Source organism: Mesorhizobium sp. CO1-1-11, assembly GCF_020164995.1.
In the GTDB taxonomy this organism is placed as follows: domain Bacteria; phylum Pseudomonadota; class Alphaproteobacteria; order Rhizobiales; family Rhizobiaceae; genus Mesorhizobium; species Mesorhizobium australicum.
In genome coordinates this window covers 54,595-76,658 of sequence record NZ_JAIUHE010000022.1, presented here as the reverse complement: position 1 = coordinate 76,658, position 22,064 = coordinate 54,595, and the positions used below count along the sequence as shown (strand labels likewise).

The following is a 22,064-nucleotide window of genomic DNA, read 5'->3' as shown; positions in this document are numbered from 1 at the left end:
GCACGTCCGTGTCGTACCAAGTCGCTGCCGTGCCGCGCAAAACACGAGGGCCCTGGGCCGTCGCGTTTGCGAAGCTGGCAAGAAACAGGGCCGCCATGGCGTCGCTGGCCGTGTTCCTCGTCATCGTCCTTGCCTGTCTCAGTGCGCCTCTCTACGCGAAATGGACAGGGACAGACCCCTTCGCCTCGACGCTCGACGCCGTCATTCAGATCGACGGTGCCGACGTTCCGGTGATGGAACAATCGACAGAGGGGCTCGGGCTTGGCTACACGCCGCTCGGCCCGACCTGGCGGGTCGGCAACTATTTCCTCGGTGCCGACAGCCAGGGGCGCGATGTCATGGCCCGGATGCTCTATGGCGGGCTGAGCTCGCTGCTGATCTCCGGGGCCGCGACCATCTTCACGCTAGTCCTCGGCACGGCGGCGGGATTGATCGCGGGGTATTTCGGCGGCGTTACCGACACGGTTCTGTCGCGCTTGCTGGATGTGCTCTGGGCATTTCCGATCTATCTCCTGGCGATTTCGCTTTCCATCGTCACAATTTCGCAAGGCATCTCGATCGGACCGATCGAGATCGAGTCCGGCAGCCTGTGGTTGCCGGTCATCATCATCGGTATCGTGTACATACCCTATGTGGCGCGTCCGATCCGGGGGCAGGTTCTGTCGCTGCGGCACAGCGAGTTCGTGCTGGCCGCGATCAATCTGGGCGTACCGGGATGGCGGATATTATGGCGCGACATCCTGCCCAACATCACCACCACCCTCATCGTGTTCATACCGTTGATGATGGCGCTCAACATGCTTACCGAATCGGCGCTCTCCTTCCTTTCGATTGGCGTCCAGCCGCCCGCGGCGAGCTGGGGAACCATCATCCAGGACGGGCAGGCGCTGCTTTACACCAGGCCACTCGTGGCGCTGGTGCCGGGCCTGGCGATCGCGATTTCCGTCATGACCCTCAATGTCTTCGGCGACGGCCTGCGCGACGCGCTCGACCCGCGCTCGAAGGTTCGGCTGGGGCGCGACTGATGATCTACGCCATCCTGCGCCGTTTCGGTCAGATGCTGTTCGTGATGTTCGGCATCTCGGTCATCGTCTTCCTGATTTTCTTCGCCACGCCCGGCGCCGACCCCGCGGCCCGTATCGCCGGCCGCAATGCATCGCCCGAAGTGCTCGAGGCGGTACGCCACAGCTTCGGCTTCGACCGGCCGCTCTACGTGCAATACGTGACCATGATGGAGAAGATCTTCGTCACGGGCGATCTGACTTCCTTCGTCAATCGCGGCTGGAAGGTGGTGCCGGCGGTGATGGATTCCATACCGGTCACGCTCTCGCTGGTGTTCGGGGCGGCGATCCTGTGGGTGGTTGTCTCCATCGGCATAGGCATCATCGCCGCCGCCACACGCGACAGTTGGCTGGACAGGCTGCTGATGGCGTTGGGCTTGCTCGGCATTTCCATGCCGGTCTACTGGCTGGGCGAGGTGATGAACCTGATCACCCAGAGCCGCTATCACGACAGCTGGGCATTTTCCTGGGTGCCGCCGCTTGGCTACAAGAATTTTTCCGACGATCCGAAAGGCTGGTTCCTGACCCTGGTCATACCCTGGATCACCCTCGCCATCCTCTACATCGGCATCTACGGCCGCGTCTTGCGCGCGGCGATCATCGAATCCCTGCAGGAAGACTATATCCGTACGGCCCGCGCCAAGGGCCTTTCGGAGACCCGCATCCTGCTGCGCCATGCCTTGCGCACGTCGCTCATCGCCTTCGTCACCTTGTTCGGTCTCGACTTCGGCGCACTGGTGGGCGGCTCGGCCCTCCTGACCGAAGTGGTGTTCGGGCTGCACGGCATCGGCAAGCTCACCTATGACGCGCTGCAGAACCTCGATCTGCCGATGATCATGGCGACGGTGATGTACGCTTCCATGTTCGTGGTGGTCGCCAACGCGGTCGTCGATTTCGTCTACATCCTTCTCGATCCGCGCCTGAGGACATCATGATATTGTCGGTGCGTGATCTCCGTGTATCCTTCCGGACCGATGATGGCCTGGTGAGGGCCATCGATGGCGTTTCCTTCGACCTCGCGGAAAGCGAAATTCTCGGTGTCGTTGGCGAGTCCGGCTCCGGCAAGACAGTGTCGCTGCTTGCGGTGATGGGGCTTATCACCGATCCCAACGCCATCATCGAAGGCTCGATCCGCTACAAGGGTCGCGAGTTGGTCGGACTGCCGCCGCGCGAACTGAGGCGCTTGCGGGGCAACGAGATCGCAATGATCTTCCAGGATCCGATGACGGCGCTGACGCCGGTCTACACCATCGGCTGGCAGATCGCCGAACAGATCCGCGCGCATCGCAACATCAGCAAATCCAAGGCCATGGAGCGGGTGGAGGAACTGCTGGCGGAGGTGAATTTCCCCAACCCGCACGAAGCCATGTCGCGCTATCCGCACCAGCTCTCGGGCGGCATGCGCCAACGGGCGGTGATCGCGATGGCGCTGTCCTGCAACCCGGCGCTGCTGGTGGCGGACGAGCCGACCACGGCGCTCGACGTCACGGTGCAGGCCGGCATTCTCGATCTCGTGCGCAAGCTGCGCGCCACGCACAAATCGGCGGTGGTCTTCATCACCCATGACATGGGCGTGGTCTCCGAACTCGCAGACCGGGTCATGGTCATGTATGCGGGCCGCATCGTGGAACGCGGCAGCCGCACGGAGCTGTTCTCCGACCCGCGACACCCCTATACGCGTGCATTGCTTGGTTCGATCCCGCCGCTGACCGGTGCCAAACCCCGCCGCCTGCCGGCCATTCCCGGGTCTCCGCCATCGCTGCTGCGATTGCCGCAAGGCTGCGCTTTCGGCCCGCGTTGCCCCGTCGGGTACGAGCCCTGCCTAACCAGGAAGCCCGAGCTTGGCGCCGCCCCGCACGCGGCGGCCTGTTTCCGGGTGGCGCAGACATGAGCGGACCGATGATCGACAAAGACCGTCCAATCCTCGAAACGCGCGGGCTCGGTAAACGCTTCTCGATCGGCAGCCGTTTTTCCGCGGAGGGCAGGCGAACCGTCCACGCGGTCGACAATGTCTCCCTGACAGTGCGGCGCGGCGAAACTGTTGGATTGGTCGGCGAGTCCGGATGCGGCAAGTCCACGCTGGCGCGATGCCTGGTCAGGCTCTACGACATTTCGGACGGCAAGCTCCTGTTCGAAGGCGACAACATCACCTCGAAGTCGCTGTCTGAACTGAGGCCGCTTCGGCGGCGCCTGCAAATGGTCTTCCAGGACCCGTCGGCCTCGCTCAATCCGCGCCGGCGCGTCGGCGACCTGGTGGCCGAACCGCTGCGCATCCATGGCAGGCTTTCATCGCGCGAGATCGCCAGCCGCGTCGCGGAACTCTTCGACCTCGTCGGGCTGTTGCCGGACCATGTCATGCGCTTTCCCCATGAATTCTCGGGCGGGCAGCGCCAGCGTGTCGGCATTGCGCGCGCCATCGCCCTCAATCCCGATCTCGTCGTTCTCGACGAACCGGTCTCCGCGCTCGACGTGTCCGTACAGGCGCAGATCGTCAACCTGCTTGCCGATCTGCAGGAGAAGTTGGACCTCACCTATGTTTTCATCGCCCATGACCTGTCCGTGGTGCGTCAGGTCTCGACCCGCATCGCGGTCATGTATCTCGGCTCGATCGTCGAGGAAGGACCGGCGGAAGAGGTGTTTTCAGCCCCGGCCCACCCTTACAGCCAGGCCTTGATCTCGGCCGTTCCCGTCGTGCAGGCGACGCCCACTGGGACGCACAAGCGTATCATTCTGACAGGCGACGTACCGAGCCCGCTCAACCCGCCATCCGGCTGCCGTTTCCACCCCCGATGCCCAATCGCGGTTGAGCGCTGCCGTTCGGAACGGCCGGAGCTGAGGGAGCACCAATCCGGCCGCAAAGCGGCTTGCCACTTCCCGACGGTATAGCCGACCTCATTCCGATCGCCAGAATCTTTTAAAATTCTGTTTTCGCATGGAACAAATCGCCAGGCCGGGCGTTTCATAGGGTTCGATCGAGCGCATCTCGATCGACCGGGAGGAAACAATGGACTACCTGCATTTCTTTGCGCCCGTGCGGATATCGCGCGGGCAGGGGCATCCTGTAGAAGAAGTGGATAGTGTTGCCGAGGCGATGGTTTTCTTGCGTAAATGGCCGACGGGACGACGTGGGCCAGTGTATCAGTGCGCGCTGAATTGCTGCTCGGCTGCCCTGTCGGGACAGATGTCGGCGGAGGAAGCCAGAAAGGCGTTCACCGGATTTGCCCGGATCACGCGGCTTCTCGACGATGACATGGCACTGCCGATGGGCAGCGACAGCATGGCGAGCATACACGCGCTGCGGCGATAGCCGCCACGCCCCTCTGCCTCTGGTGGATCGCGCCCCTTACGGGCGCGATGGAGGTTATGCTTGACCCTCGGGGCAGGTCGGTGAGTATCGCTTCTCAATTCTCCCTGAACCCACGATTGAGCGAATCGCGAACCGGCGCCAACATATAGTCCAGCAGCGTGTGCTCGCCGGTCAGGATCATGACTTCCGCCGGCATGCCGGGCGATAGATGGATGTCATGCAGATCCCTGAGATCGGCCGCGTCGATCTTGACCTTGGCAAGGAAATAAGGCTCTCCGGTTCTCTCGTCCGTCAGCCGGTCAGCCGAAATCGAGGTCAGCAGGCCATGGATTTGCGGCAGGTGTCTGGTTGGATAGGCCGACAGCACCACACGGGCCGGCATGTCCGGATGCACCACGTCGATATCCGTGGGCTTGATGCGGGAATCGATGATCAGATTGGCCTCGTTCGGGACGATGTCGAGAAGCGCCTGACCGCTGGAGATCACGCCCGATTCCGTTGTTACGCGCAGGTTCATCACCGTTCCGGCGATTGGCGCGACGATGTCCGTCCTCGCCAGCACGTCCTGGCGCGAAGGCAATTGGCTGCGCAATTCGGCGAGATCCGTGCGCGCTTTGGCAAGATCCTCGTTGGCGCTCTCGCTATCCTGCTGACGCAGGTTGAGGAGTTGGAACTGGGTCTCGCCGATCTGCTGATCGTTCTTCGCTATCTGCGCCCGGTTCGATGCCTGGTTGGCTCGAATGTCGGCCTGGGAGCGCTGAAGCGCCAATATCCGCGGCAGGCGTTCGAGGCCCTTCCTGTACATCTCCTGTGCGGAGGCGATCTCCTGGTCGATCAGGCCGAGTTGCTCGGCCTCGGCCGCCATGACATCCCTCGCTCCCGTGCTTTGCTCTTCGATCTGCGCGATGCGCTTGTTGAGGATCTGTGTGCGGCCTTCGCGGGTTGCGAGGCGGCTGTCGAGCAGCGCCTGTTCTTCGGCGACCACCTTTCGCGCGCTCTCGCTGTCGATCGAGGTCAGCTCCTTGGGGAAGGTGATCCGGTCCCGACCGGCAAGTTCCGAAACAAGTCGCGCCTCGGTCGCCAGCAGGCGAACATAGCGCCCCTCCAGCTCGTCATATCGCCCTTGCGCATCGGTCGTCTTCAGGCTGATAAGCACTTGGCCGACGCTGACTTTATCGCCCTCCTTAACGTGGATCGCGCCGATGATGCCGCCCTCCAGATGCTGGATGGTTTTACGATAACCTTCGGGGCTGACGACGCCGTTGGCAACGACAGCGCTCGCCAGCAGGGCGACGCTTGACCAAGCAGCGGTGCCGCCTACGAAAAGGATGGCCGAAGCGTAGCCCAGCATTCGCGCCGGCCGCGTCCGCAGCTTCAGATTGCGCCTGCTGGCGCGGTAGGCGCGCGAGCGTCGCCGGAGCAATCCCGCAATCAAGAGCAGGAAGAGCGCGCCAGCCACCGCCAGCAACATTATGCGAGACGGCGTGTCGGTCCCATCCAACCAAACCGATACCGCTGTGCTGAGGTCGTTGGCGGAGGCGGTCAGCCTGTCAGTGAGTTCGTGCAAGCTGTCCGTCAGCCGGTTCAGCGTCGTCGAGAAGTCGCCAAATCGATCGCTCATGGCTCACTCCGCTGCGTTCAGTTTCGCTGCCGCGTTGGCAACAAGCTTTTCCCGCAAGGCCGCCGGAACCGGAATGCGCCTGGGCGGTCCGCCGAGCGCGCCGAGCACCTCGTCGCGCGTGCCGAACATCGAAACCGATCCGTCATGGAGGAAGACGACATGATCGGCGGTGCGCAGGAGATTGGTCTGGTGGCTGACGAGAATGACGGTGCGGCCCCGCTCCTTCAGTTGCTGGAGAACGTTGAACAGCGCCACTTCGCCTTCACCGTCCAGGCCGGTGTTCGGTTCGTCGAGAACGATCAGCTGCGGATCGCCGAACAGTGCCCGGGCCAGCGCGATACGCTGGCGCTGGCCGCGCGAAATGCGAGCGCCATGCGGCCCCACTTCGGTCCGGTAGCCGTTCGGCAGCCGCAGGATCATATCATGGATGCCGGCAAGCTGCGCCGCGGCGATGACCGCGTCGCTGTCGACGTCACGCAGGCGCGCGATGTTCTCGCCGATCGTTCCGGGGAACAGCTCGACCTGCTGCGGCAGATAGCCGAGATGCATGCCAAGTTCGTCTGAAGGCCAGTTGCACACCTCCGCGCCATCCAGCCTGACATGGCCGAGCGAAGGCCGCAGCGCGCCGACGATAAGACGACAGAGCGTGGTCTTGCCGGAACCGGACTGGCCGATCACACCGCAGGTCTGGCCCGGCTCAACGCCGAAGCTTATGGCATTGACAAGCGCCTGGGACGTTCCCGGCGCGCAGTAATGCAGGTTCTCGAGCTTCAGCCTGCCTTGTGGGCGGGGCAATGTGACGCCAACCGTTTGCATCGATCTGGTGTCGGCGAAAAGCTTCATGAGATTGCGGCGCGCGGTTCGCGCGCTGACCAGGCCGCGCCAGGCGCCGATAGAGCGCTCGATCGGCGCCAACGCGCGGCTGAGCAGGATCGAGGCCGCAATCATCGAGCCTGGCGTCAGCTCGCGACGCAGGACGAGATAGGCGCCGAGCCCGAGCACCGCCACTTGGAGCGCTAGGCGAAGCGAACGCGACAAGCTGCCGATGACGGTGGTGCGCCGCAGGAGCCGGGTCTGGATATCCATCAGCGACTGCTGGTTTTCCTCCCAGCGCCGCAGCGCCGGCTCGGACATGCCGAGCGAGCGCAATGTCTCGGCGCCGTCGATAAACTGCCCTACGGCGGTCTGGCTGCGGCGCAGTCCGGCCGCGGCCTCCTGGCTCTTGCGGCGTGTGAGGAAATCATTGGCGAGCGCTGCACAGAACAAAAGCACAGCGCCGGCAAGACCGACCACGCCCAGCGCGGGATGCAGCAACCACATGAACGCCAGGAAGACCGGTGTCCATGGGGCGTCGAGAAAGGTCAGGATGCCGTCGCCGACGATGAAACCGCGCAGGTCCGCTACGTCCTTCAGGCCGGCTTCGAGGCTGCTGCCGGCGAGCCGCGCGTCCATGGCGCGTTCGATCACCGGAACGCTGAGCTGGTCGTCCAGCCATTGGCTGATATGCCCCAGCATCATCCGGCGGGCATGTTCCAGAAGGCCGTAGACGGCGATGGCGCCGATGACGGCCAATGTGAGCCAGAACAATGTGTCGATGGAACCGCTCGACAGTACCCGGTCGTAGATTTGCAGCATGTAAACGGTGCTGGCGAGCAGGAGAAGATTGGAGACCAGGCTGAAGAGGAGGAGGGCGGGGACCTGGTGGCGTGCCAGATGCATTACCTCCTGGAATTGCGGTCTTGGCTGCATCACGGATTTCCCACTTCGATGCTACTGCGAGTGCCCGGGCGCTCAGCTGGGGCGTGGCGGGTGGGGGCAGCAGCAGCTGCTGCCCCCGTAGTTGACCGTCAGGCGATGTCGACGTGGATGAACTGCACGTTGGTCATGTCGCCGTCCGCGTCCGCCACTTGGACGCCGAAGTCGAGGTGCGCGTCCGGTGTCGTGGTCTGGGTCGAGGTGAAGCCGAGGTCGACGATCTTCAGCACATCGTTGTCGGTCGCGTCCCAGTTCACCAGTGTGTTCTGGGAGCTACCACCACCAGAGCCAATCGCCCGTTGCAGGTCGATCGCAGTGTTGTCGCCTGTGATCCCGTTGCCGGATTGCATGATCTGGGCACCTTGGATCACCCAGTTCTCGCCGGCAGCGTTGTAGTCGTTCTTTTCGATGATCACGAGGCCGTCGTTGTTATCGAGCGGGAAGTCCGCCGCGTAGGCGGCAGGCACCTGCCCAGTCTTGTAGATATCGGCGTTGGAGATGTAGACCGCCTTGGAGGTGTGCACCGAACTGTCGGTGCTGCTGACCAGTTGAAGAATGACCATCAGGTCCTCGCTGCTGCCGATGCCGTCGAACTTGATCGCCATGTCGCTGGCCGCCTGGGTGGGAACGGTGTCCTCGGTGGCGATGCCGGGACTGTGGTCGAAGAACCGCAGCGTCAGCAATTCGCCCTTCTGGATGGTGTCACCAGCAACCCCGTTCGTACTCTGTGTGGCAGACACCCAATCCTCGTGGCTGTTTGTGACCAGGTCGCCGGGGTTCCACTGGGTGTCGGTAGGTGTCGCGCCGACCCCGTCACTGTCGCCGGTCGTGTTAAGCCCGAACTTAATGGTGTTGGTGGTCGAGTTCGCCGTGAACTGCACGAAGAAGTCACGGTCGGTCGTCTCCGGTGTACTGTCCGCCTCGAAGAGCTTCTCCACCACGATATTCGGGTGGCCGGTATTGCCCGTAGGCTCCTTGGATAGAAGCTCACTGGTGTGAAGAATGTCTTTGGTGAAGCCCTCCACCGCGTCGTTCAAGTTGATGGTGTAGGTGTCATTATCTTTGTCGAAGACAAGGGTGCCGCCCGCCGTTGCCGGGGGGTCGGCGGCCGAGTTGGGGTCGCTGTCGTAAGTGATTTGCCAGTTGAACGATGCCTGATGGGCGTCTTCCGACTGGAGCGTCGCGAACGAGCTGATGAACGGAGTCGCGCCTGGTGCAAGGCCGGTGAGGTTACCACCAAGGCTGAGCTGGATGCCGGAGAGCACGCTGTCCTGGTCGACAAAGTCCGAACCGCCACCCGTGTAGAAGGCAGCCGGATGAGCATCCGCGCCAACGTCGTAGCCGAAGGCTCCTATGGCTGATGCGCTGGTCGTATTGGCCAGAGTCTCGGGGGTGCCGGCAGTGCCGGTCTGGTCGCCGTCGAACGGCACGGTGATCGTCGGAGCATCGTCCTTGAAGATGAGACTCGTGCCGATGTTGACGGTGTCAGAATCCTGATCGCCGTCGCCATCCGTGATGGTTGCCGTCAACGTGATGAGATCATCGGACGTCAATGTTGTTTGCTGATCCGGCCCGGTGTCCGGCGAATGAATGATGGCGCGCTCCTGATCGAGTGTGACGTTACCGTCAATATCCACGCTAACCGTGAACACGACGGCGCCACCGGCTGAGCCGGCACGACCGACCACGGCGCCGCTTTCGACGAAAAGCAGGACGGACTGGCCGCTTAAGGTATCGATCAGGCCGCTGTCGTTCGTGACCAGATTTATTCCGAGCGCATAGCTGATGTCGCCACCATCTGCACCGGCATTCGACTGGAAGGCGGCAGAGAAATCGCCGCTGTTGTCGCCCAGGCTGGACTCGTCAACCGTGATCGTCGGCTTGGTGCCGTCCCCCGTGACGCTCGGGCCGTCATCCCTGATCTGTACCTTATCGCCGATGGCGACGCTGGTGTCGCTGCTGTCTCCGTCGCTGTCGACGGCATGGAGCTTGGCGACCAGCGCGCTGTCGAGCATTGTCTGCACGTCGTCCGCGTCGCCGGGATTCGAGTGGGCAATCGCCAAGTACTGCGCGATGCTGAGAATGCCGTTCTGGTCGATCGAGACAGCGAGCGCGATCGGGTCGCTGGCGACGCTGCCGTCATTGCCGACATCAACCCGGCCTATCACGAGGCCATTCTCGACATTAAGCAGGATATTATGGCCATCAAGCGAATCAAAGCCGGAGTCAGCGTTTGGCCCGCTGACGCCAAGCGACAGCGTCTCTGTGCCAGGTGCGTCCGCGCCGAAGTTCGAGTTAGGCGTGACAGCGGCGGAAGCGCTGGACGCCCAGCCAATAGCCGAGCCAAGCGCCACGAAGGCGGCGGGCAGGGAGCCGAGCGGCTGGTCATCGGAGTTGAGGTCGACACCGGATGTCTCGTCCTGCAGCAGCGTGGCCGTTTCCTCGATCAAACTGGCCGCCGGGCCGTCGTCGTCGAAGTTGATAAAGGAGCCGACTTGTTCGGTGTAGGCGTTGGTTGATTGTCCACCAAAGTGAACTTCCTTCACATCGAAATAATCTTTCTGCGTATCGATGTTCTTGATGGTGAAGCGGTCAAAGGTAGCGTCTGCAGTGAAATCGACCGTCACGCCCTCGCCGACATCATGAAGGATCAGTCCAGGGCCGCTGTCATTAATGGTGATGCCCAGGGCTGCGGCCGTGGTTGTGACGCCGTTCAGTTTGAAGGTCACCGCGGAGATATTTATCTCTGCATCGTTGTCATCGCCGGGCAACGCGGCGCCTTCCGCGTTGTCGTTATTGTTGTAGGCGTGGATCTCGATATCGGCCTTGGTATTGGTAGGTGTGGACTGCGAGACCGAAAAACCGGCGCTGATGACAGTTTCGATGTGGCTGCCGTAGTCTGGCGCGAGCGGCGAGTTGGTGAAGTTCTTGCCCGCGCTCTGGGTGCCACCATTGATGAGGTCAATCTGTAGCTCGCGGCCAAAGCGCACGTCCTGGGATGAGACACCCAGGCCTTGCGTGCTGATGTTGACTTCGGCTTGCACGCCATTGTCGTGAGCAGTGACGAGAATCTTCTGTGAGCTCGCCGCATCGGCGTCGAGAATGTACCATTTGTTGTGTCCGGGAGGGGCATCGCCAAGTTGGCTGAAATTGACGACGGTGGTTCCCGAGACCGATGCGAACACCTTGCCGGTCAGATCGATGCGGTCGTCTGGGTCGGCCGGGTTCAGATGGAGCAACGGCACATACTGAACCAGGTAGAGGTCCGCACTCGCGCCGGTGCCATCCAGCCCGAACGAGAAGGCGAGCGGGCCGTTCGCGTCTGGCGCGATGACCAGACTAGAGGTCCCAATGACGCCGATCACTACATTTGGGTGCCCCACGGCTTGGAATAGCCAGACATAATTGCCGTCGGCCGTCTGAATGCCGCTGTTCACACCGACGGTGGTGGAAAACGGGGTTCCGGAGGCGTTCTGCGTAAGAACGACTGAGTCGATGGTTTCCCCCGCGCTCGCCGAGGCCACCACGAAGTTGGACTGGAAGGCGACCTGCGGTGAGGCCAGCCCCCCCGCTCCGTCGCGGCTGAGGAGATATAGCAACGTGCCATTGCTGTTGCCGGTCGGGTCTATTTCACTGGGCTGCTGGAGGCCGGTCGTCTCGTCGATGATGATGTCTTGGGCGAGGATGTCGAGTGCCATCGGAATTCTCCCTGGTTATTGCGGCAGGCCCAAATCGGCCCCAACGCCGACAACCAGCCGCATGGGCGCGCATCCGCCGGTACGGCCGACGCTACGCGTCCTCGTTAAAGAAAGTGGAGTGGTGGAATGGATCGGGGGTAGGGCGTCGAGGGCGTTCCAAGCCCTTCGCTCATGCCCCGGTCAGGCGTTCCCGCGCGGACGTGTCCTGCGCGCGTGGATCATCCGCAGCCGGCGGATGCTATCAGGCAATAAATAGGCCATGATGATGACCCCCCTCCCTTGGCACGCACGGATGTGCATGCCGTCCTCCTTTTATTAGCAATAGCTAAAAAGCTACTCCAATTTGTGGATAATTCAATATGCCTATTGCATTTTTGAAATTAATATGAATCTAAACCGATTCAAACGAGCATCGAACAGCCGTGAATCGCGGCAATGCTCGCCCGCCAAGTGTCTGAAATACAAAGAGAATGCAGTAGATTACAGGCTTCCAAGCTGTTCGGTGATCAACACTGACCAGCCTCGGCAGAGAGCAACTAAAATCAAACATGCTGGAAGCAAAATTCGCTATGGATTGGACGGATCGGTATTGCCGGTTCTTCCGTCGCCAGTTGACGGCCCGCAGGCGAAGATCGACGTGGCCGATCCTCAGGTCGTCAATGAACTCCTATTCTCGCCCAACCTCTCCATCAATGAAACTGGCGCTCTCGATCCTGCTGCTTCTGTTGGTCCCGGGACGGTGACCGCCTCGACACCACGTCTCGTGCAGAGACCGGCAAGGTCGAGTTCGAGGTCCCAGGCATCCGCAGCGAGGGCGTCCAGGCGGTCGACATCGAAATGGCACGCGACGGCGCCACTGCCTATGTCGCGCTCGGTTCGGCCAACCGGGTGGCCGAAGTGGATGCCAAGACGCTGGCGGTGCGCCGCCTCTATCTCGTCGGCCAGCGGCCGTGGCACTTGGCGTTGTCCGATGACCAGAAGCGCCTGGTCAGCGCCAATGGCAATTCCGGCGACATCTCGTTCATCGATCTGGAGAATGAGGAGGTGGTGAAGTCGGTGCCGGTGGGACGCGGCCCCTGGGGAGTGGTGATCGGTCCATGAAGGCGCTGTCGCTCGAGGGCCGTTCAGTTCGGCGGTCGAACTGATACGCTTCACGCTCTATCTGCGCTTCGATCTCGTTTCCGCCCTAAATCGTTCTCGCCTGCCTCGTCGTGTTTTTCCTGGCGGCAGTGGTCGGCTACGACCCCGGCCGCGGCCTGTGGTCCCGGCGCGGCGGCGAGGGCTGATCATTTCAGGGCGTAGAGGTAGGCAGCGATATCACGCGCCTGCTGCTCTGTGATCCCCGTCGATGGCATGGCCGTGTGCGGATTGATCTCCCTGGCCGCTCGTATCCAGCGGATCAGGTTCTCCGGATTGTTCGCCAGCACGCCGGCGATAAAGACCCGGTCGGCAAGGCTGGAATCGAGGCGCGGACCAACCTGGCCTTGTGCCCCCGGCACGCCGGGGATCGTATGGCATCCAGAGCAGCCGTTCGCGATCATGATCGGAATGGCGCGCGCTTCCAAGCCGCCGGTCGCCATGTCCGATTCGTGGCGAACACGATCGCGCCGGTCGGACCACAAGGTCGCTGCGGCGACTGCCGCGGTCAGCAGCAGGATCGCGGCGAGCGCGCCGCCCACCATCCTAGCCAGGCCGGAGCGCATGGCTTGCCTCCCTGATTCCGCTCTTACTTATCCAAAGGCCGGCAAGCAGCAAGGCGGCTCCGCCATAGATCAGGCCAGTCGGAACCCACATCACCAGTCCGGCGAGCTGCTGGTCCTCGATCGGGGTTAGACCCCAGAGCGCCGCGTCGGCGGCATTCTGCGGGTACCAGAGTCTGGGTGACAACAGCAGCAGCACGCCGAGCAGACCGGTGTGCAGTGACGTGAAGAAGAGATGCATGACCGCGCTGCCATAGGCCTGCTGGCGGCCGGAACGCGGCAAAATCCCCCACCAGAACAGCAGGGCTGTGCCGAGGAAGCTCGCATGCTGGGCATAGTGCAGCACGCCCTGCTGAAGCGCTGCCTCGAACAGGACGGGAACGTGCCAGATCCAGATCGCGATGCCGTGGATGGCGGTTGCGTTGAGGGGGCGGCTGGCAACGGTCCATATCGCATGAAGAGTCCTGCCGTGCGTGAGCCTTCCCGTCCCTCGGCGAAGTCCGGTCGGCAATGCCCATATCAGGGCTGCGCCGGGGCAGGCGGCGACAAGGAGTGGCGCCGCTACCGCCATCAGCAGTTCATGCTCGATCATGTGGGCGGCAAACACCCGTTCGCCAAGCGCATGGATCGGGCTGACCAGCGCTCCGGTCAGCACGCCCCAGCCGGCGGTGAACAACAGAACTTGCCGCGTCCGCTCGGAGCGGCCCCGGCTGCTGCGGCGCCATAGCCGGCTCGCTCCGAGCGCATAGATGAGCGCGATTGCGGCCAAAGGGAGCGTGATGGGAAACGCAAGCGTCCATCCCGCTTCGGGCGCGCCGGCGCCATAGCAGATCGAGGTTGAGAAGAAGGCCTCGAAGCTCATCGCAGGCACTCGTCGAGAATGAGTGCGGCGCTGCCCTGCATGACGATGACGAGGGCAAAAAGCAAAGCCGCAAGAATGCCGAGATCGGCGACGAATTGCTCGGTGCCGCGCGTGCGCTCCGGCTTGAAAGCCGCGCCCCCTTGCCGCCGTGCCCGCCAAGAAAGCATGCCGCCGAGAAGTGAAAGGAAGGCCAGCAGCAATGCGATCGGAAGCACGACCGGAACCTGGCGATTGCACTGCCACGGAACAAGCGCGTAGTTCAGCTGCGTCGAGATTGCCCAAGCCAAAGGCCCCGACAGAAGACCACCCCAGGACATTCCCAACCGCAGCGCGCGCATCAGCCTAGCCTCGGTACCCAGTAGATGAGCAGGTAGATCGGGATCCAGGTGAGCACCACGAAATCCCAGTAGAAGACGTTGTCGCCCACATCGCCGAAGCGCCGGCCGCTATACCCATGGCGTGTGAACATCAGCACCGTCAGCACGATCGTGTCGCCCACGTCGGTGATCAGATGCGTGGTGTGCAGTCCAAGCAACACCCAAAGCATCGAGCCGTATGCGTTTGTGTCCCAAAAGATATTCAATGCCGGGAACTCGAACCAGCGCACCACGAGCGGGGCGACACCGAACAGCGACATCACGACCATGCCGATCCGCACCGGTACCATTGCGCAATGCTCGGCGTAGCGATTGAGGATGTGGTTTGGTACCAGGCTGGCGATCAGCAACAGGGTGACGATCGTTCCCGGCCAATGGTTAGGTTCCGGGGCGCTCAGACGCCAGTTGGGCCATGACATCGCCAGATAGAGATAGGCGCCGGCCGCCAGCGCGAAGCCCGTCCCTTCCAATGCCATGAAGCCGAGCGTGCCCCACCAGGTTGGGCTGCGCGGACCATGGCCAAACGTAGGGAGGGCGGAAAGGTCGGTGACGGGCCGCTGGTTCATTCCTCGTCCTCCGGATCGCCCTTGGGCCAGAACCAGCCGAGCAGCGTGAGCGCGATCGGCATGGCGCCCCAGACGATCGCCCACGGCGTGAAGATCGAGTAGAGGAACGTGCCGCCCACGGCGATCGCCGCCAGCAGCGGCCAGATCGACGGCGTCGCCGATTTCTCGCGGATGTCGGGGTAGGCCTCCGCCACCGTCGAGATGAGCAACTCGCGGACATCGACGCGGAGTCCAGTTGCGACGGGAAGCGCCTCTCGTTCGGCCCACAGCGGCTCGACATTCGTCACGATCGGAATGCGCGAGAAATTGTAACTTGGAGGCGGGGACGACGTGGCCCATTCCAGGGTGCCGGCATCCCAGGGGTTATCGCCGGCCGGAGCCCCTTTCAATGCGCCATGTATCAGGTTGAAGGTGAACAGCACGAAACTCAGGAAGAACAGCACCGCGCCGGCGCTGATGAACAGGTTGATGTTGCCCCAGCCAAGCTCCGCCGGATAGGTATAGACCCTGCGCGGCATGCCCCACAGGCCCACGAGATGCATCGGAAAGAAGGCCGCGTTGAAGCCGATGAAGGCCAGCCCGAAATGCCAGCGTCCGAGACGTTCGCTCATCATGCGCCCGGTGATCTTGGGGAACCAGAAATAGGCCGCGCCCAGCAGCGGGAATACCGATCCGCCGATCAGCACATAGTGGAAGTGGGCGACGACGAAGTAGGTGTCGTGCACCTGAAGGTCGAGCGGCACCGAGGCGAGCATGACGCCGGTTAGCCCGCCGATGACGAAGATGAAGAAGAAGCCGAAGACGAACAGCAGCGGCGTGCGGATCACCGGTCTGCCATCCCACAAGGTCGCCAGCCAGCAGAAGATCTGCACGCCATTGGGGATGGCGATCAGCATGCTGGACGCCGTGAAGAAGCTCGCCCCGAGCTTCGGCAATCCGGTTGCAAACATATGATGCACCCAGAGGCCGAACGACAGGAAACCCACCGCGATCAGCGACAGGACCAGCCCTAAATGGCCGAACGTCGGTCGCCGGGCAAAAGCGGGAATGATGGAGGAGACCATGCCCGTCGCCGGCAGGAAGATGATGTAGACCTCGGGATGACCGAAGAACCAGAACAGATGCTGAAACAGCAGGGCGTCGCCGCCCTCCGCGGGGTTGAAAATGTGGGTTCCGACAAGCCGGTCGAGAATGAGGAAGGTCGAGGTGATCATGACCGCCGGCATCGCGAAGACGACGACGAAGGAAGTGACCAGCAGTGCCCACACATAAAGCGGTATCTTGTCCAGCGACATGCCGGGCGCGCGTTGCTTGAACACGGTGACGATGGTGGCGACGGCGACCGCAAGCGACGACACTTCGGTATAGGTGATCATTTGCGCCCAGACGTCAGCGCGCTTGCCAGGAGAGAATTCCGGTCCGGATAGGGGCACATAGGCGAACCAGCCGACGTCCGGCGCCATGTTGAGGAGGAATGAGATCCAGGCAAAGGCCCCGCCCGAGACGTAGATCCAGTAGCCGAATGCATTGAGCCGCGGGAAGGCGATGTTACGGGTGCCGACCATCAGCGGCACCAGATAGATTCCCGTTGCCTGAACGATGGGCACAGCGAACAGGAACATCATGGTGACGCCATGCATCGTGAACAGCTGGTTGTAGAGGTCCGGCCCGATCAGCCCGCGCTGCGGCCCGGAGAGTTGGATTCGCATGGCGACCGCGTTCAGCCCGCCAAGGCATAGGAAGATGAAGGCCGTGATCAGATAGCGCCTTGCGATGACCTTGTGGTCGACGCTCGACAATGCTCCGATGATGCCGGGCGGCGTGCGCCATGCCCGCATGAGCCAGTGGTGCAGGCTGGCATCGTCCATGCCAGTATCGCGCGGTCCGTCATGCTCGGGAGCCAGGTCGCCCTTGGTGGCGGTCTCGCGTTTCGGCGGCAGGTCGCGTTCGCTGATCAGATCCGCGCTGCTCATTTCAGACCCTCAAGGTAGGCGACGATGGCGTTGAGTTCGTCGCCGTTGAGCTCCACCACAGGCATGTGGGAACCGGGCTTCACGCCTTGGGGGTCCGCTATCCAGGCAGCGATATTGCCTCGGCTCATCGTCAACGTGCCGGCGGCGAGCGTGCGCCGGCTGGCAATATGCGTCAGATCCGGCGCGACGGTTCCTCCCGCTGGAGTGCCCCCGATCCTGTGGCACATCACGCAGGGACGCTTGAGGAACAGGTCCTCGCCAGCCTTGGCCTCGTCGCTCGCCGGAGGGCCAGACGGCTGCAACTGGTCGTTCCACCAAGCGTCGAACTTTTCCTTCGGCTCAGCGATGATGAAGGTACCCATGTTCGCATGCTGCGCACCGCAGAACTCGGCGCACTGGCCGCGATATACGCCAGGCTTGTCGGCCTTGATGTCGAGCACATTGATATGGCCGGGGATGAGGTCGAGCTTGCCGGAAAGGCTCGGCACCCAGAAGGAATGGATCACGTCCGTCGATGTCAGCAGAAGCCGTACGGGCTCCCCGGCGGGGATGTGGATCTCGTTCGCCGTGGTCAGGATGCGGCTCGGCGTGGCGTCTTCGTAGCGGACTTCCCACCACCATTGGTGGCCCGTGACGCGAATGGTGAGCGCGGCGTCGGAGCCGATCGCCGCAAGTGTCCTGTTGGCGAAGAAGCTCAGCAAGGTCAGTCCGACCACGATCGCTGCGGTCAGCCCGACGGCGATCACGACAACGCGCAACTTTCGATGGTCGGCGCCGGCGTCGAGCACGAGCGGCTCGGCGCCGTCCCGCGACCGCATCATCAACGGTGTGGCAAGAGCGATCATCACCAGGACCCAGATCACCGAGCAAAGCGCGGTGAAAAACCAGATGAGCCATGCCAGCTCACTGGCAGCTGGCCCTTTCGGGTCGAGCGCTGATTGCCATCCCGCGCATCCCTGCAGAAACAAGACGCAGGCCGTGCCGAACCCGGTCGACGCAAGGCGCTTCACGGTGATTTCCCCAGCGTGGCTGCATCCGGCATGCGGTTTTCCGACGGATGCGGCATCATGTCGTCGTTGCGTTGCGGCGCGGCGGACGAGGGTGCGTTGCCACTCAGCGAGCGAACGAAGGCGGCAAGCTCCCAAATCTGGTCATCGGGAATCTTGTCGCGGAAGCTCGGCATGCCTTTTGGCCGCCCATCGCGGATGGTAGCGTGGATGCTCTCGATCGAACTGCCGTAAAGCCATTTCTGGTCCATCAAGGCCGGCCCCATGCCGCCGCCACCATTGGCATGACAGCCCGAACAGTTGAACCAGCTGAACAGGCGCTTGCCCTCGCTGAGGTGGAAGGCATTGGCCTCGAAGCTGGCTGCCTTGTTGTCGCTGGCCGAAGGCCGCTGTCCACCGGGTTCCAATGTCGTCACAGGCATCGGCTGCTCGCCCGATCCGAGCGAGGATTGCGGGCGCGTGTCGCGCTCCTCGCGCTGGCATGCCGTAAGCGCTAGGGCCGTAAACAAGAGCATGGCGGCACCGTGCTTCATCGCACTGGGCTCCCCGGGCCATCGAGGCGCGGCACGCCATATTGCGACAGCAACGCGTCGATCTCTGCCTTGTGCCTGGCCAGCGCGCTGTTCACATCGCCACGCAGCGCATCGTCCTCGCGCCGAACGCCCATCGAGATGTCGTAGATCATGGGCAATTGCGGTCCGTCGATGCGAGGCATGACGGGCGTGACGCGGAGGGGCACTTTCTGCTTGGCGGCGAAGTAGCCGGCGAGCGGGCCCCAGACGACGGCAAGATCGATGTCGCCGGTCGCCACCGCTTCGACGATGCGCGCCGGAGGGTTGGGTGCGGAGTAGTCGCCATAGACGGGATAGCCGACGAGATGCCCGACGATGCCACGGCGGCCGAGCGCCTGGACGGGAGGCGAATTGACCCCGTCGTCGCCGATGAGTTGCACGCCGATCCGCATGGCGCGCAGCCGCGGATCGTTGAAGGATGCCACATCCGGACCGTCCTGGCGGGTGACGAAAACATAGGACGACCGATAATAGGGGGTGGTGGTGCGCAGCATTTCGAGATTGGCCGGTGTGCCGGGCACGAGATCGCAAAGGCCGGCCTTCAGCGTGTTGCGCACGAAGCCCCGGCGCTGTGCCCACCAAGTGTAGGTCAGTTTGGCGCCGAGATCGGCGGCCACGATCTCAGCGATCCTGTTCTCGAAGCCCTGACCGGCGGCGTTGGAGAAGGGCATGTTGTTCGGGTCGGCGCAGACCCTCAGTTCACGCACATTCGCTGTCGCCGGCAAGAGCAGCAAGGCGAGGGCGGCCATGCCGGTTGCCATCCGCTGGAGCGCCTTTCGCACCTGGCGCGAGGGCCGCTCGAGTGCCTCAGGGGAGCCGGAACACATAGAGCGTGCCTCCCGCCGTTGTCGCGTCCTTGAGATCCTTCATCGCGTTGACGAAACCGAGGGCAGCGGTGGCGTCGCGCGGATCGAGATCGCCGGACACGATGGCGCCGGCCCAGCCGCCTACACCCGACAGGATCGCCACATATTGGTGTCCGTCGGGGCCGCGATATGTGATGGGCTGGCCGATGATGCCGGATGACGTCTTGAATTGCCAAAGCAGCTCGCCGGTTTTGGCGCTGACCGCCTTGAACCAACCCTCCATGGTTCCGTAGAAGACGACATCGCCGGCGGTCACGACCGCGCCGCTCCACACCGGGAAGTTCTCCTTGAGGCTCCAGGCGGGCTTCTCCGCGGCGATGTCCCAAGCGGTGAAGGCGCCCCGGTTCCCACCAGGCCCGGGGATCATGCGTACGTTCATGCCGACATAGGGCGTGCCGGCGATGTAGTTCACCTCGACGCCTTCTTCGTCCATGCACAGATTGTTATGCGGGATGTAGAGCAGCCCGGTCTTCGGCGAAAAGGCGGAAGGCTGCCAGTCCTTGAGCCCCGATGCGGTCGGGCAGATGTCGCGGACGACCTTGCCGGTACCGGTCTTCTTGTCCGGATTTTCGACCAGACGGCCGCTGTCGAGGTCGACACCCTTGCTGGAATTGACGGGGCCGTAGGGCTTCGCGGACAGCACTTCGCCGGTGGTCCGGTCGAGAATGTAGAGATAGCCGTTGCGCTCGGGCCGGACCAGCACCTTACGCGGCTTGCCCTGCCAGTTCATGTCGAGCAGGACCTGCTCATTGATCCCGTCATAGTCATGAAGGTCATGCGGGCTCCACTGGTAGAACCATTTCGCCGCTCCGGTATCGGGGTCGCGGGCGAAAATCCCTGACGTCCATTTGTTGTCGCCGGGCCGCAGATCCGGGTTCCACGGTCCAGGGTTGCCGGTGCCGTGGAAGATCAGGTTGAGATCCGGGTCGTAGGAAATCCAGCCCCACATGTTGCCGCCGCCGATTTTCCAGGCTTCCGGCGGCCATGTCGTGACGCCAAGGTCCTTGCCCTTGTCCATGTCGTAATGCGGCTTGAAATCGGGGCCGATCAGCACGTCCTTGTCCGGTCCGGTGCCGTAGGCCGTCCAGACGACATGACCGTCGCCGGCGTCAAGCGCCTTGACCCAGCCGCGGACGCCCATCTCGCCGCCTGAATTGCCGACCAGCACTTTGCCTTTCACCACCAACGGCGCCATGGTGATGGTCTCGCCTATGTTGATGTTGCCGATATGGGAGTTCCAGATCGGCTGACCGGTGTTCGCATCGACTGCGATGGTGTGACCGTCCAGTGTGTTGAAGAAGATGCGCCCGTCCGCGAAAGCCGCGCCGCGATTCACGACGTCGCAACAGGCAACCCCTTGCGCCGCGGGTTCGGGATTGGGTTCGAACTTCCATTTCATCGGCGCGCCTGGCTTGGTGAGGTCGAGCGCGTACACCATGTTGGGGAAGGGGGTCACGATGTACATCGTGCCGCCGACGACCAGCGGCGCCGCTTCCTGGCCTTTGTTGACGCCGGTGGAGAAGGTGAAGGCCACCTGCAGGTTCTTGACGTTGCCTTCGTTGATTTCCGTGAGCTCACTGTAGCGGGTCGACGCGTAGTTCTTGGCCGGCATCGTCCATTGCCCATCGTCGCGAGGTGCGGCGGAAGCCGGCGGCGAGATCGCCGACGGTGGCGGAGCTTCGGAAGCGCCCGTCAGCAGAGGAGTGCAAGCCAGCAGCAACCCCGCAAGGAAGCTCTGGAGACGTTTTCTAGCTGCCGCCGGGCGGTTCGTGCGTACCGCGTCGACGCAGGGTGTTGCACACCGCGCTGCTTGCTTCATTTCGGTGTCGCGCCTCCGACGCCTGAACCGATTTCCGCCGCGATGTCGGCCTCGGTGCCCGAGCATAGCGGGTGACCCCAGCCGGAGGCGCTTTTTCCGCCGGGATCGAGATCATAGATGATGGCATCCTTACGGTTGGGATTGACGCCTGCCGGGACCTTGTCGAGGCCGAGAGCCGCGCGAACGCGCCAGGCGACATTGTGGTCGGCGCAAGAGGAATCGCCACTGACGCCAAGCGCGCCGACGATCGTTTTGCCGTCGTAAAGGGCCAAGCCCCCGCCAAACACGACGACGCCGCCGATAGGCTTGCCGACCAACGGATCGTTGGCGCTGCCGAAGGTTTTGGGATCGCCCGCATAAGCCGCGGCTTGGTTGACGGGGTTGGTCGCCTGCAGCCCGAACAGCGGCCCACCCGGTTGCACGCCAGCGTAGAGATTGGCCGTCGACAGGGCCATTTGAGCCAGGCTGAGACCGTTGGCGGTGTTGGCTTTCTCCGCTGCGACGAGCCGACTGCCCGGCCATTGCGAATCGACTGCGGGGCCGCTGAACGCAATCGCGCAGACAGTGCCATCGCGGGCAACGATCGCGCCCCATTCGTTGGTTTCAAAGCCGCCATTGGCTGGTCCGCCGCTTGCCTTCACATTGGCTTTGAGGACTGTAAGCAGCCTATCGTGATCGGCCGGACAAGCCTGCTGCGCCATGGCCCTGTCATCGTGGAGCAGGTCGCCCATCAGCAACAACAAACCAAAGGCAGATACGAAAAGCTGACAGCGATACATTGTCTTGGGCATTCGTTCGAACATCAAAGAGAACCCTGGCAGATCGTGGAACGCGAGCAGGCGTCCGTGCCTAACTCGCACAATGCTTCTATGTTCCTGCT

19 protein-coding genes are annotated in these 22,064 nt (G+C 62.8%); 6 read left to right on the top strand and 13 right to left on the bottom strand.

Annotated elements, in window-relative coordinates; all coding sequences use genetic code 11:
- Nucleotides 1–8 precede the first annotated feature (8 nt).
- The 5 genes from LB554_RS23850 (at nucleotide 9) to LB554_RS23830 (ending at nucleotide 4,368) form a co-directional block, all read left to right on the top strand.
- Nucleotides 9–1,025, top strand: a complete 1,017-nt coding sequence (locus tag LB554_RS23850) for an ABC transporter permease (protein WP_224587241.1) — start codon at nucleotides 9–11, stop codon at nucleotides 1,023–1,025.
- Nucleotides 1,025–1,996: an ABC transporter permease gene (locus tag LB554_RS23845; protein WP_140717983.1), complete on the top strand. Its 972-nt coding sequence runs from the start codon at nucleotides 1,025–1,027 to the stop codon at nucleotides 1,994–1,996. Before LB554_RS23850 ends, LB554_RS23845 begins: the two co-directional genes overlap by 1 nt.
- Entirely contained in the window at nucleotides 1,993–2,952 is a 960-nt protein-coding gene (locus tag LB554_RS23840) for an ABC transporter ATP-binding protein (RefSeq protein WP_224587239.1), read from the top strand. The genes LB554_RS23845 and LB554_RS23840 overlap by 4 nt, the downstream gene beginning before the upstream one ends.
- Nucleotides 2,953–2,960: 8 nt before the next feature.
- Nucleotides 2,961–3,947, top strand: a complete 987-nt coding sequence (locus LB554_RS23835) for an ABC transporter ATP-binding protein (protein ID WP_224587237.1) — start codon at nucleotides 2,961–2,963, stop codon at nucleotides 3,945–3,947.
- Between the two features lie 118 nt (nucleotides 3,948–4,065).
- Entirely contained in the window at nucleotides 4,066–4,368 is a 303-nt protein-coding gene (locus LB554_RS23830) for a DUF982 domain-containing protein (protein WP_015317826.1), read from the top strand.
- Nucleotides 4,369–4,462: 94 nt separating this feature from the next.
- Here LB554_RS23830 and LB554_RS23825 read toward each other — a convergent pair whose 3' ends face one another.
- The 3 genes from LB554_RS23825 to LB554_RS23815 all read right to left on the bottom strand — a co-directional run bounded on the left by LB554_RS23825 (nucleotide 4,463) and on the right by LB554_RS23815 (nucleotide 11,442).
- Nucleotides 4,463–5,989 (bottom strand): HlyD family type I secretion periplasmic adaptor subunit, encoded by a 1,527-nt coding sequence (locus tag LB554_RS23825; protein WP_224587235.1) that lies wholly within the window; start codon nucleotides 5,987–5,989, stop codon nucleotides 4,463–4,465.
- A gap of 3 nt (nucleotides 5,990–5,992) precedes the next feature.
- The gene (locus tag LB554_RS23820; RefSeq protein ID WP_224587233.1) at nucleotides 5,993–7,708 is read right to left on the bottom strand and encodes a type I secretion system permease/ATPase; all 1,716 of its coding nucleotides are present in this window, start codon (nucleotides 7,706–7,708) and stop codon (nucleotides 5,993–5,995) included.
- A 128-nt stretch (nucleotides 7,709–7,836) separates the two neighbouring features.
- On the bottom strand, nucleotides 7,837–11,442 hold the full coding sequence (locus LB554_RS23815; RefSeq protein WP_224587230.1) for a DUF5801 repeats-in-toxin domain-containing protein: 3,606 nt from the start codon (nucleotides 11,440–11,442) through the stop codon (nucleotides 7,837–7,839).
- A gap of 837 nt (nucleotides 11,443–12,279) precedes the next feature.
- Here LB554_RS23815 and LB554_RS23810 point away from each other — a divergent pair.
- Nucleotides 12,280–12,543, top strand: coding sequence for a hypothetical protein (locus LB554_RS23810; protein WP_224587228.1), 264 nt, complete (start codon nucleotides 12,280–12,282; stop codon nucleotides 12,541–12,543).
- 185 nt (nucleotides 12,544–12,728) lie between these two features.
- On the opposite strand, the gene LB554_RS23805 is transcribed toward LB554_RS23810, so the two are convergent.
- Genes LB554_RS23805 through LB554_RS23760 form a run of 10 tightly spaced genes read right to left on the bottom strand, consistent with a single transcriptional unit; the run spans nucleotide 12,729 to nucleotide 21,915 of the window.
- Nucleotides 12,729–13,145, bottom strand: coding sequence for a c-type cytochrome (locus tag LB554_RS23805; protein WP_015317831.1), 417 nt, complete (start codon nucleotides 13,143–13,145; stop codon nucleotides 12,729–12,731).
- Complete coding sequence (locus tag LB554_RS23800; RefSeq protein ID WP_224587226.1) at nucleotides 13,126–14,004, bottom strand: cytochrome c oxidase assembly protein; 879 nt, start codon at nucleotides 14,002–14,004, stop codon at nucleotides 13,126–13,128. The genes LB554_RS23805 and LB554_RS23800 overlap by 20 nt, the downstream gene beginning before the upstream one ends.
- Complete coding sequence (locus LB554_RS23795; protein WP_015317833.1) at nucleotides 14,001–14,342, bottom strand: hypothetical protein; 342 nt, start codon at nucleotides 14,340–14,342, stop codon at nucleotides 14,001–14,003. The genes LB554_RS23800 and LB554_RS23795 overlap by 4 nt, the downstream gene beginning before the upstream one ends.
- Nucleotides 14,342–14,947 carry a heme-copper oxidase subunit III gene (locus LB554_RS23790; RefSeq protein ID WP_015317834.1) on the bottom strand — a complete coding sequence of 202 codons (606 nt, stop codon included), beginning with the start codon at nucleotides 14,945–14,947 and terminating at the stop codon, nucleotides 14,342–14,344. Before LB554_RS23790 ends, LB554_RS23795 begins: the two co-directional genes overlap by 1 nt.
- On the bottom strand, nucleotides 14,944–16,920 hold the full coding sequence (gene ctaD / locus LB554_RS23785; protein ID WP_224587225.1) for a cytochrome c oxidase subunit I: 1,977 nt from the start codon (nucleotides 16,918–16,920) through the stop codon (nucleotides 14,944–14,946). Before ctaD ends, LB554_RS23790 begins: the two co-directional genes overlap by 4 nt.
- Nucleotides 16,917–17,930, bottom strand: a complete 1,014-nt coding sequence (coxB, locus tag LB554_RS23780) for a cytochrome c oxidase subunit II (RefSeq protein WP_224587223.1) — start codon at nucleotides 17,928–17,930, stop codon at nucleotides 16,917–16,919. Before coxB ends, ctaD begins: the two co-directional genes overlap by 4 nt.
- Entirely contained in the window at nucleotides 17,927–18,460 is a 534-nt protein-coding gene (locus LB554_RS23775; RefSeq protein WP_140664568.1) for a c-type cytochrome, read from the bottom strand. Before LB554_RS23775 ends, coxB begins: the two co-directional genes overlap by 4 nt.
- Entirely contained in the window at nucleotides 18,457–19,326 is an 870-nt protein-coding gene (locus LB554_RS23770) for a substrate-binding domain-containing protein (RefSeq protein ID WP_411962647.1), read from the bottom strand. The genes LB554_RS23775 and LB554_RS23770 overlap by 4 nt, the downstream gene beginning before the upstream one ends.
- Nucleotides 19,307–21,184: a methanol/ethanol family PQQ-dependent dehydrogenase gene (locus LB554_RS23765; protein ID WP_224587219.1), complete on the bottom strand. Its 1,878-nt coding sequence runs from the start codon at nucleotides 21,182–21,184 to the stop codon at nucleotides 19,307–19,309. The genes LB554_RS23770 and LB554_RS23765 overlap by 20 nt, the downstream gene beginning before the upstream one ends.
- Nucleotides 21,181–21,915 carry a heme-binding protein gene (locus tag LB554_RS23760; RefSeq protein WP_224587218.1) on the bottom strand — a complete coding sequence of 245 codons (735 nt, stop codon included), beginning with the start codon at nucleotides 21,913–21,915 and terminating at the stop codon, nucleotides 21,181–21,183. Before LB554_RS23760 ends, LB554_RS23765 begins: the two co-directional genes overlap by 4 nt.
- Between the last annotated feature and the right edge of the window lie 149 nt (nucleotides 21,916–22,064).

Coding starts and splice junctions, on each gene's coding strand:
- LB554_RS23845 (WP_140717983.1), top strand. CDS start 1,025: ATGATCTACGCCATCCTGCGCCGTTTCGGTCAGATGCTGTTCGTGATG.
- LB554_RS23840 (WP_224587239.1), top strand. CDS start 1,993: ATGATATTGTCGGTGCGTGATCTCCGTGTATCCTTCCGGACCGATGAT.
- LB554_RS23835 (WP_224587237.1), top strand. CDS start 2,961: ATGATCGACAAAGACCGTCCAATCCTCGAAACGCGCGGGCTCGGTAAA.
- LB554_RS23830 (WP_015317826.1), top strand. CDS start 4,066: ATGGACTACCTGCATTTCTTTGCGCCCGTGCGGATATCGCGCGGGCAG.
- LB554_RS23825 (WP_224587235.1), bottom strand. CDS start 5,989: ATGAGCGATCGATTTGGCGACTTCTCGACGACGCTGAACCGGCTGACG.
- LB554_RS23820 (WP_224587233.1), bottom strand. CDS start 7,708: ATGCATCTGGCACGCCACCAGGTCCCCGCCCTCCTCCTCTTCAGCCTG.
- LB554_RS23815 (WP_224587230.1), bottom strand. CDS start 11,442: ATGGCACTCGACATCCTCGCCCAAGACATCATCATCGACGAGACGACC.
- LB554_RS23810 (WP_224587228.1), top strand. CDS start 12,280: ATGGCACGCGACGGCGCCACTGCCTATGTCGCGCTCGGTTCGGCCAAC.
- LB554_RS23805 (WP_015317831.1), bottom strand. CDS start 13,145: ATGCGCTCCGGCCTGGCTAGGATGGTGGGCGGCGCGCTCGCCGCGATC.
- LB554_RS23800 (WP_224587226.1), bottom strand. CDS start 14,004: ATGAGCTTCGAGGCCTTCTTCTCAACCTCGATCTGCTATGGCGCCGGC.
- LB554_RS23795 (WP_015317833.1), bottom strand. CDS start 14,342: ATGCGCGCGCTGCGGTTGGGAATGTCCTGGGGTGGTCTTCTGTCGGGG.
- LB554_RS23790 (WP_015317834.1), bottom strand. CDS start 14,947: ATGAACCAGCGGCCCGTCACCGACCTTTCCGCCCTCCCTACGTTTGGC.
- ctaD (WP_224587225.1), bottom strand. CDS start 16,920: ATGAGCAGCGCGGATCTGATCAGCGAACGCGACCTGCCGCCGAAACGC.
- LB554_RS23775 (WP_140664568.1), bottom strand. CDS start 18,460: ATGAAGCACGGTGCCGCCATGCTCTTGTTTACGGCCCTAGCGCTTACG.
- LB554_RS23770 (WP_411962647.1), bottom strand. CDS start 19,326: ATGTGTTCCGGCTCCCCTGAGGCACTCGAGCGGCCCTCGCGCCAGGTG.
- LB554_RS23765 (WP_224587219.1), bottom strand. CDS start 21,184: ATGAAGCAAGCAGCGCGGTGTGCAACACCCTGCGTCGACGCGGTACGC.
- LB554_RS23760 (WP_224587218.1), bottom strand. CDS start 21,915: ATGGGCGACCTGCTCCACGATGACAGGGCCATGGCGCAGCAGGCTTGT.